The sequence below is a fragment of the Stenotrophomonas sp. PS02289 genome (genome assembly GCF_029960115.1).
Lineage (GTDB): Bacteria > Pseudomonadota > Gammaproteobacteria > Xanthomonadales > Xanthomonadaceae > Stenotrophomonas.
Map to the genome: position 1 here is coordinate 1 of NZ_JASCOZ010000194.1, position 7,550 is coordinate 7,550.

Below are 7,550 nucleotides of genomic sequence, written 5' to 3' on the forward strand. Positions count from 1 at the left end.
GCCGTTGGCCGGCCCAGGCGGTAACGAGGGCCGGCCAACGGCCGGCGCTAGCGGGGATACGCGCTAATGCGGCAACGAGTACCTGAACTCACGCAGGCGTTGGGCGTGCAGCTCAAGGCCTTCAAGACGAAGGTAGTGGTGGAGCTTACCCGCGCGCACCTTGGCGGTGTCCCGCTCAAGCTCTTCCAGCATTGTGGCCGCTGCCCGATCGTAGTCCGCAGCGGATACGCTCTGACCGGGCACACCGACTCCGATGATTCGCGCACTTTCGGTTGCGCCATAGGCAACGCAGTTGGCCATGGCATTCGCGCTGGGCTTCGCCCCTGCGCGTAGCAGCGTGTGTGCGAGCTCTGGCGGAAGATTGCCGTGAACCTCGTCCAGCGCGTCTTCCACAACCGGCGCACCTGCCTGGATCAGCGCCATCGCCGCTGCGTAGGCACCGCGCGCCAATGCGAAGGAGGTCGGGCCGTGACTGCCGCTCACCACGCCATCGAACACTACGCGTGCTGCGGCCAAGCGACCCACGAGCTCCGCATCGTCAGATCCGACCGCATCGCGAATCGAGAGGCGCACCAAGGCCGGATGCGCGGACAAAGTTCCATTGGCGAGTGGCGTTTTCCAGTCAACCATGGCACGGCGATAGAACGCCGTGAGCTTGTCGGCCAGCGCCTTCTGCATTCCATGTTCTTCTTGCCGCTCACTGAGATACTCCAGGAACTCATCACTGACGGAATAGTCTCCAGGCGACGCCAGCGGGTCGGTCTCGAGATGAAGTTCTTTAAAGGCGCTGACCAGATCATCTGCGATAGTGGCCACAGCATCTTGGTGCAGATTACCGCGCCAAGCCGGCGGCAACCCCTGCTTCCAGGCCAACACCCGACCGAAGTCAGCCGCATCCGGGTCGGTCACCACGTAGATTCGATCGCAGTACTCGAATCCTCCGATCGGGACCACGCCGAGCTTCCCGTTCCACTCTTCGCCGCGATGCTCATGCGCTTCCTGCGCCAGCGCCCGCTCATGCTCGATCCATTCGATCAGATCGCGATAGCCGTCACTGCCTTCATAGAAGAGTTCATTCCAGGAGATCGCCTCTTCATTTCCATCCATGGGCATCGTCAGGTCATATGCCAGACGTCCGCCGGCGGTGAGCTTCCAGAGCGCCAACAGGTCATGATGGATTTCCCCACCACACAGCCCTTGAAGGAAGGCCAGTTTCTCGTCGCTCAGCGGCGGCTGTGCATCGTAGATGACGCGGTCGGCGAATATTTCTATGCGCTGGGCCCGCAGCTCGGCGATTTCATCTGCGGAGAAATCATTGCTCGACATCATGTGTACCTTTCAGAAGAATGAGGGATGGCCGGCTCGTCGTTACCGGCTTCTCTATCAAGCGCAAGCGCAGCGAGGAATGCCGCTTCACCTTGGACTCCCCACCAAGGCACTCTCACGGTTCCGCCCATGTCCCGGAAGTGATTGAGCAGCGCCATCAGCGCTGAGATCTGATCGAATCCCCATTCCGGCCCCATGCGGTAGTCCAGAATGAGCCCGCCTTGGTGCACGAATACGCCCAAGTCCGGAATGTGTGCGCCTTCTACGCAGATCCCTCCCAGGAGCAGATGGAATGGATCAGCAGTCTCGCCAATGACAAGGTCAGCGCACTCCGGGCCGGTAAAGGCGATGTCTTCTTCCGTGTCTCGCCTCCAGAGTGTTGCACCCCCTGCGGAAGCCACAACCCCACCGCGGGCGAACAGCAACGCGAATGCCTTCGGGATGAGTGCGGGATCGCAGAAGTCAATCTCGACCTCAGGAAGAGATCCGTCGTCCTTGCTGAAGTTTGGAAGCAGGCTTGACAGGGGGTGCGCTACGGGACGACCGGTCATTTTGTCCGCCGCGGTGTGCCGAAGACCTTGTCGTAGACGCTCTTGAGCCACTGCCTCGCTTCGTCCTCGGTTTCGAACTCCTCCGAAGTGAGCTTGTGGATCTCTTCGACAGAAATGCGGGGTGACTCCATGGCCTGCATGAGCTCGCGTTTGAACTGGGCAACATCAAAATCCACGTCAGGGGATTTTGCGATAGCAGCCAGCTCATGCACTTCGTACCACTCAACGTGACAGAAGGTACGCAGGATCAAACGAAGCAGTGGAGGGAAAGAATTGTCGGCACTCATCTGTTTCTCATCAGTCATCGCAGCGCCTATAGCCCCCGAAGCGTACCGGTGAACTTCCCACAGTCACACTCATGGCGCGTCGCTGATCCGATCACTTCAAACCGAATGAGATATCCACACTCGTCGCAGGCAACGTCATTCACTCCTGTGCTGCCGAATTGATTCCATGCCCGCATGAACAGCTGGAGGTCCTGGGCCGTTGGCTTTGGTTTATCGGTCATCCTCATTTCACCGCTCCGCCGTGAGGGTTGTTCTCTCGGTCATGCAGCTGAACTTTGGACTTTTCGTCTTGAGTGTCCAGATGCCGCTTTACACCGATGAGGCGCGAGCGCATCACGGCCCAACCAATTGTCCGTTCCGCTTCCTCCGGACGATAGCACGCCAGCATCTCAACGGTCTCCTGGAGGTAGTCGTCACTGGGATACAGATCATCAAGCAGGACTTCGATTCTTCCAGCGATGTCCAGCGAAGCGCCAGGATTTGCTACGAACTCGTCCAGTGCAGATCGAAGCAGCTGACGCTGCTCGTCTTCATGGGTGCGGTCAGATCTATCGCTTCCAGTCACGCGTCCAGCTCGCTGTTGCTTGAAGCACGCAGCGCGCACCACTCGGGGATGTCTGCGCTGATGGTGCAGTAGTCTGTGAAGTAGTCCAGGCCTAGCGCTTCGAGTCGCCGGATGAACTCATGCAGCGCTTCCTCGCCGAAGGATGGTCCGAAGGAGAGGAGCTCTCCGTCCTCGTCCAACGGTGCCGTGGCTTCAAGGGCGTGTAGTACGTCCGCAACCGGAATGCACTTGGCGCGGAGCGCGTCTTTTCGCACCACGATGCCGTGGAACGCGGTAACTGCAATTGAGCTGGCGGGGCGATTCGCCTCGAGGGTCATTCCTGGACCTCCTGTATCCTTCAACCACTGCTCAGCATCTTACGTCGAAAGGAATCGTCATGAACTCCATTGCCGCTACCGCTCCATGGGCCACCCTGGTCAGCGTCCTAACCCGCAGTGGGCTCTCCGACCAACTATCGCGCTCTGAACTCGGAGATAGCTGGCTGCACGACGGCAACGAGGCGGAGGGTGCGCCCTCGGCTGCGGATGTTGAGGCGTTGCTACCGTCCTCATACCGTGCGTTTGTGGCCCAGCATGGCTATCCGCTGATTGCTGCTCCTTCCCGTCTCAACTACGCGTTCGCGTTTCTGCCGCCGCTGGCGATGCGCCAGGTAAGTGCGATGTTGGCCGACGAGGAGATGGCGTTCGATGCGGCGCGGGAGGCGCGTGTGGCCGGCGAATACGCCTGGCAGCACGTGATGTTTGCCGGCTGGAACTTCGCCGACGGTGACGGGTGGGCGTTTGGGTTTGATCCCGAGGAAGACGAGGGCTCCGAGCCGCTGGTGTGGCTGGTTGAGGGTGGCTCCGTGGTGGAGCTGGTCGGGAGCTTTGAAGAGTGGCTGGAGGAGCGCGCCGGCGACGTGCGGGAGCGGGTTGAGGCGCTGGACGCGGAAGCGCTGGCGGCGGCTGCGGCGCGTGAGGGGGATTTTGAGTATGGGCCTTGGGATCTGGCCGGGTTTGATGGGTGAGGCCGGGCTGGCGCGTTGATCGGGCGCTGAGGGGGCCGGCCAACGGCCGGCGCTACCGAGATCTGTGTTGTTCACCGTGTTCGGGCGGTGTGGGGCCGCGCAGCCACGCAGGGCGTGGCTCTACGGGGACGCCCCGGGCGTCATTTGCTGCTGACGTACTTCTCGCGGCGGACCTGGGGGTTGGGCAGGCCGGCGGCCTTCAGGGCCTCGAAGGTGGCGTCGACCATGTCGGGGTTGCCGCACAGGTAGGCGATGTCGGTGGCCGGGTTCGGGGCGAATTCGGCTAGGTGCTGCTGCACGTAGCCGTGGCGGACGTCTGGGTGCGGGTTTTCCGGTAGTTCGCGTGATAAGCACGGCACATAGCGGAAGTTGGCGTGCTGTTCGGCGAAGTTGTAGAAATCCTCGCTGTACAGCAGCTCGCCGGGGGTGCGTGCGCCCTGCAGCAGCACGACCTCCACCCCGCGCTCGGCCATGGCGGTGGCCAGCAGCGGCAGCATGGAGCGGTAGGGGGTGACCCCGGTGCCGGTGGCGATCAGCAGGTAGCGGGCGTTGTGGTCGCCGGGCATCAGGCAGAACCGGCCGTATGGACCGCTGGCCTGTACGTGGCCGCCGATGTCCAGGCCCTCGAATAGGGCCGTGGCGGCCCCGCCGGGGACGAAGCTCACCGCGATATCCACCGCTTCCCCCGCCCCGATGGCGTGGTCGTGGATGGTGGCCAGCGAGTAGCTGCGCTTGGTTTCGGTGCCGTCAGCGTAGTGAAAATGGACCTGGATGAACTGGCCGGGCTGGAAATCCAGCGGCTGGCCGTCATCACGCAGGAACTGGTAGTGGCCGACGGTCGGGGCCAGCATGTGGCGGCCGATCAGCTTGAGGGGGAATTGAACAGGCACGAATTTGGGAAACAGTGTGTAGCCGGGGCGAGCCCTCGGGGGCTTCTATAATAGCGGCTCCCCGCCCCACTCCAGCGCCGCCCTTGGGCGCGAAGGCAAGAGCTTGGCTTCCCAGACAAATAACGCCCCCGCCCTGCGGGTGCGCGACCTCCGCAAGACCTACGACAACGGCACCCAGGCCCTGAAGGGGGTCTCGCTGGACGTGGCCCCGGGCGACTTCTTCGCCCTGCTGGGCCCGAACGGGGCCGGCAAGTCCACCCTGATCGGCATCATCAGCTCGCTGGTGAACCTGAGCGAAGGCCAGGTGGAAGTGTTCGGCAGCGACCTGGTGCGCGACCGCAGCGCCACCATGCGCCTGATCGGGCTGGTGCCGCAGGAGATCAACTTCAACCTGTTCGAAAAGCCGTTCGACATCCTGGTGAATTACGCCGGCTTCTACGGCATGCCGCGCGAGGAAGCCGAAAAGATGGCCGAGGTGGAGCTCAAGCGCGCCCACCTGTGGGAAAAGGCCCAGGTGATGAGCCGTACGCTGTCCGGCGGCATGAAGCGCAGGCTGATGATCGCCCGCGCGATGATGACCCGCCCGCGCCTGCTGATTCTCGATGAGCCCACCGCCGGCGTGGATATCGAGATCCGCCGCGACATGTGGCGGGTGCTGAAGGAGATCAACGCGGCCGGCACCACCATCATCCTGACCACGCACTACCTGGAAGAAGCCGAGCACCTGTGCCGGCACCTGGCCATCATCAACCATGGCCAGATCGTCACCCAGGGCCCGATGCGGGCGCTGCTGGCCAAGCTGGACGTGGAAGGCTTCCTGTTCGACATCGATGGCGACCTGCCGGCGCAGCTGCCGGTGATCGAGGGCACCACCATCACCGCCACCGACGCGCACACGCTGGACGTGGACATGCCGCGTGCGATGGATCTGAACCGGGTGTTCGAGGCGCTGAACGCGGCGGGCATCCGGGTGCGTTCGATGCGCACCAAGAGCAACCGTCTGGAGGAGCTGTTCGTGCGGCTTACCGGCAACCAGGAGAACGCGGCATGAGCACCACCCCGAGCCCGGTGATGACCGACGGGCAGCGCAACCGGATCGCGCTGATGACCATCGTGCGCCGCGAAGTGGCGCGCATCCTGCGTATCTGGGGCCAGACCCTGGTACCGCCGGCGATCACCATGACGCTGTACTTCCTGATCTTCGGCGGCCTGATCGGCTCGCGCGTGGGTGAGATGGGCGGCTACAGCTACATGCAGTTCATCGTGCCGGGCCTGGTGATGATGAGCGTGATCCAGAACAGCTACGGCAACATCAGCTCGTCGTTCTTCGGCGCGAAGTTCGGCCGCCATGTGGAAGAGCTGCTGGTGAGCCCGATGCCGAACTGGGTGATCCTGTGGGGTTACGTGGCGGGCGCGGTGCTGCGCGGGCTGATGGTGGGCGTGATCGTGCTGATCATCGCGATGTTCTTCACCCCGGTGCGCATTCCGCATCCGCTGGTGACGCTGACCACAGTGCTGCTGGGCGCGACGATCTTCTCGCTGGCCGGCTTCATCAACGCGGTGTACGCGAAGAAGTTCGACGACGTGGCGATTGTGCCAACCTTCATCCTGACCCCGCTGACCTACCTGGGCGGCGTGTTCTATTCGGTGAAGCTGCTGCCGACCTGGGCCGAAGCGGCGACCCATGCCAACCCGATCTTCTACATGGTGAATGCGTTCCGCTACGGCCTGCTGGGCTCGAGCGACGTGCCGCTGTGGGTGGCCTACGCGCTGATGATCGGCTTCGTGGTGGTGCTGAGCGCACTGGCGCTGTGGCTGCTGAAGCGCGGTGTGGGGATGCGGAGCTGATTCAAGCGCACGGCAGATTGCCATGCGGCAAGTAGCGGTAGCGCCGGCCGTTGGCCGGCCCTCAGGATTGCTGGAGGTCAACAATGCGCATTCTGGTTCTAGGTGCCGGCGGCACCGGCGGTTACTTCGGCGGGCGTTTGGCCCAGGCCGGGGTGGATGTCACCTTCCTGGTGCGGCCCGCCCGCGCGGCGCAGTTGGCGCAGGACGGGCTGGTGATCCGCAGTCCGCTGGGCGATGCGACCTTCCCGGTGCAGCATGTGACCGCTGATGGGCTGGCGGCGCTGGCGGCTGAGAAGCCGTTCGACCTGGTGATCCTGAGCTGCAAGGCCTATGACCTTGAGAGCTCGATCGAGGCAATCGCGCCGGCGGTGTCCTCGCGTACGACGGTGCTGCCGATTCTCAACGGGTTGCGGCACTACGCTGCGCTGGATGCGCGCTTCGGGCGCAACGCGGTGCTGGGCGGTCTGTGCTTCATCAGCGCGACCAAGGCACCGGATGGCGCGGTGCTGCACCTGGCCCCTGCGGCGAAGCTGACCTTTGGTGAGCGCGACAACACCGGGTCGAGCGCGCGGGTGTTGGCGCTGGCGGCGGCCTGCGTGCAGGCGAATGTCGATCATCTGGCCAGCGATGCGATTGGCCAGGAGCAGTGGGTGAAGTACACCTTCCTGACCGCGCTGGCGGCGGGCACCTGTTTGATGCGTGCGGACGTGGGCACGATTGTGGGCACCGATGAAGGTGAGGCGATCATGCGGGGCTTGTATGCGGAGTGCCTAGCGGTGGCTGAGGCAGCCGATGAGCCGGTGCCTGAGAAGGCGCAGGGGATTGCGCTGGGGGCGTTGACGCAGGCCGGGTCAGCATTGAAGGCGTCGATGCTGCGCGATCTGGAAGCCGGGCAGCAGGTGGAGGCGATGCAGATCGTGGGGGATATGCGGCTGCGGGCGCGGGAGGCCGAGGTGTTGGCACCGTTGTTGGCGGTGGCTTACAGCCATTTGCAGGCGTATGAGGCCAGTCGCTGATCCGTAGAGCCACGCCCTGCGTGGCTTCGACCCTGTTTAACACCGCGAAGCCACGCAGGGC

At 63.5% G+C, this 7,550-nt stretch carries 10 protein-coding genes; 4 read left to right on the forward strand and 6 right to left on the reverse strand.

Going from position 1 to position 7,550, the window contains the following annotated elements; all coding sequences use genetic code 11:
* Positions 1–63: 63 nt before the first annotated feature.
* The 5 genes from QMX83_RS18750 to QMX83_RS18770 all read right to left on the reverse strand — a co-directional run bounded on the left by QMX83_RS18750 (position 64) and on the right by QMX83_RS18770 (position 3,046).
* Positions 64–1,326, reverse strand: a complete 1,263-nt coding sequence (locus QMX83_RS18750; protein WP_282298155.1) for a hypothetical protein — start codon at positions 1,324–1,326, stop codon at positions 64–66.
* The gene (locus QMX83_RS18755; protein ID WP_282298156.1) at positions 1,326–1,877 is read right to left on the reverse strand and encodes a hypothetical protein; all 552 of its coding nucleotides are present in this window, start codon (positions 1,875–1,877) and stop codon (positions 1,326–1,328) included. Before QMX83_RS18755 ends, QMX83_RS18750 begins: the two co-directional genes overlap by 1 nt.
* On the reverse strand, positions 1,874–2,164 hold the full coding sequence (locus QMX83_RS18760) for a hypothetical protein (RefSeq protein WP_282298157.1): 291 nt from the start codon (positions 2,162–2,164) through the stop codon (positions 1,874–1,876). The genes QMX83_RS18755 and QMX83_RS18760 overlap by 4 nt, the downstream gene beginning before the upstream one ends.
* A 223-nt stretch (positions 2,165–2,387) precedes the next feature.
* Positions 2,388–2,729 carry a hypothetical protein gene (locus tag QMX83_RS18765; protein ID WP_282298158.1) on the reverse strand — a complete coding sequence of 114 codons (342 nt, stop codon included), beginning with the start codon at positions 2,727–2,729 and terminating at the stop codon, positions 2,388–2,390.
* Entirely contained in the window at positions 2,726–3,046 is a 321-nt protein-coding gene (locus QMX83_RS18770; protein ID WP_282298159.1) for a hypothetical protein, read from the reverse strand. Before QMX83_RS18770 ends, QMX83_RS18765 begins: the two co-directional genes overlap by 4 nt.
* 59 nt (positions 3,047–3,105) lie before the next feature.
* Here QMX83_RS18770 and QMX83_RS18775 point away from each other — a divergent pair, with 59 nt between their 5' ends.
* The gene (locus QMX83_RS18775) at positions 3,106–3,735 is read left to right on the forward strand and encodes an SMI1/KNR4 family protein (protein ID WP_282298160.1); all 630 of its coding nucleotides are present in this window, start codon (positions 3,106–3,108) and stop codon (positions 3,733–3,735) included.
* 140 nt (positions 3,736–3,875) lie between these two features.
* On the opposite strand, the gene QMX83_RS18780 is transcribed toward QMX83_RS18775, so the two are convergent.
* Positions 3,876–4,625 carry a ferredoxin--NADP reductase gene (locus QMX83_RS18780; protein ID WP_282298161.1) on the reverse strand — a complete coding sequence of 250 codons (750 nt, stop codon included), beginning with the start codon at positions 4,623–4,625 and terminating at the stop codon, positions 3,876–3,878.
* Positions 4,626–4,728: 103 nt separating this feature from the next.
* Between QMX83_RS18780 and QMX83_RS18785 the strand changes: the two genes are divergently transcribed.
* The 3 genes from QMX83_RS18785 (at position 4,729) to panE (ending at position 7,489) form a co-directional block, all read left to right on the forward strand.
* Positions 4,729–5,676 (forward strand): ABC transporter ATP-binding protein, encoded by a 948-nt coding sequence (locus QMX83_RS18785; RefSeq protein ID WP_282298162.1) that lies wholly within the window; start codon positions 4,729–4,731, stop codon positions 5,674–5,676.
* Positions 5,673–6,473, forward strand: a complete 801-nt coding sequence (locus QMX83_RS18790; protein WP_282298163.1) for an ABC transporter permease — start codon at positions 5,673–5,675, stop codon at positions 6,471–6,473. Before QMX83_RS18785 ends, QMX83_RS18790 begins: the two co-directional genes overlap by 4 nt.
* 83 nt (positions 6,474–6,556) lie before the next feature.
* The gene (panE, locus tag QMX83_RS18795) at positions 6,557–7,489 is read left to right on the forward strand and encodes a 2-dehydropantoate 2-reductase (RefSeq protein WP_282298164.1); all 933 of its coding nucleotides are present in this window, start codon (positions 6,557–6,559) and stop codon (positions 7,487–7,489) included.
* Positions 7,490–7,550: the final 61 nt, after the last annotated feature.

What these genes read in the sequence shown, in the direction of transcription:
- QMX83_RS18750 (WP_282298155.1), bottom strand. Translation starts at nt 1,326, where the DNA reads ATGTCGAGCAATGATTTCTCCGCAGATGAAATCGCCGAGCTGCGGGCC.
- QMX83_RS18755 (WP_282298156.1), bottom strand. Translation starts at nt 1,877, where the DNA reads ATGACCGGTCGTCCCGTAGCGCACCCCCTGTCAAGCCTGCTTCCAAAC.
- QMX83_RS18760 (WP_282298157.1), bottom strand. Translation starts at nt 2,164, where the DNA reads ATGAGTGCCGACAATTCTTTCCCTCCACTGCTTCGTTTGATCCTGCGT.
- QMX83_RS18770 (WP_282298159.1), bottom strand. Translation starts at nt 3,046, where the DNA reads ATGACCCTCGAGGCGAATCGCCCCGCCAGCTCAATTGCAGTTACCGCG.
- QMX83_RS18775 (WP_282298160.1), top strand. Translation starts at nt 3,106, where the DNA reads ATGAACTCCATTGCCGCTACCGCTCCATGGGCCACCCTGGTCAGCGTC.
- QMX83_RS18790 (WP_282298163.1), top strand. Translation starts at nt 5,673, where the DNA reads ATGAGCACCACCCCGAGCCCGGTGATGACCGACGGGCAGCGCAACCGG.
- panE (WP_282298164.1), top strand. Translation starts at nt 6,557, where the DNA reads ATGCGCATTCTGGTTCTAGGTGCCGGCGGCACCGGCGGTTACTTCGGC.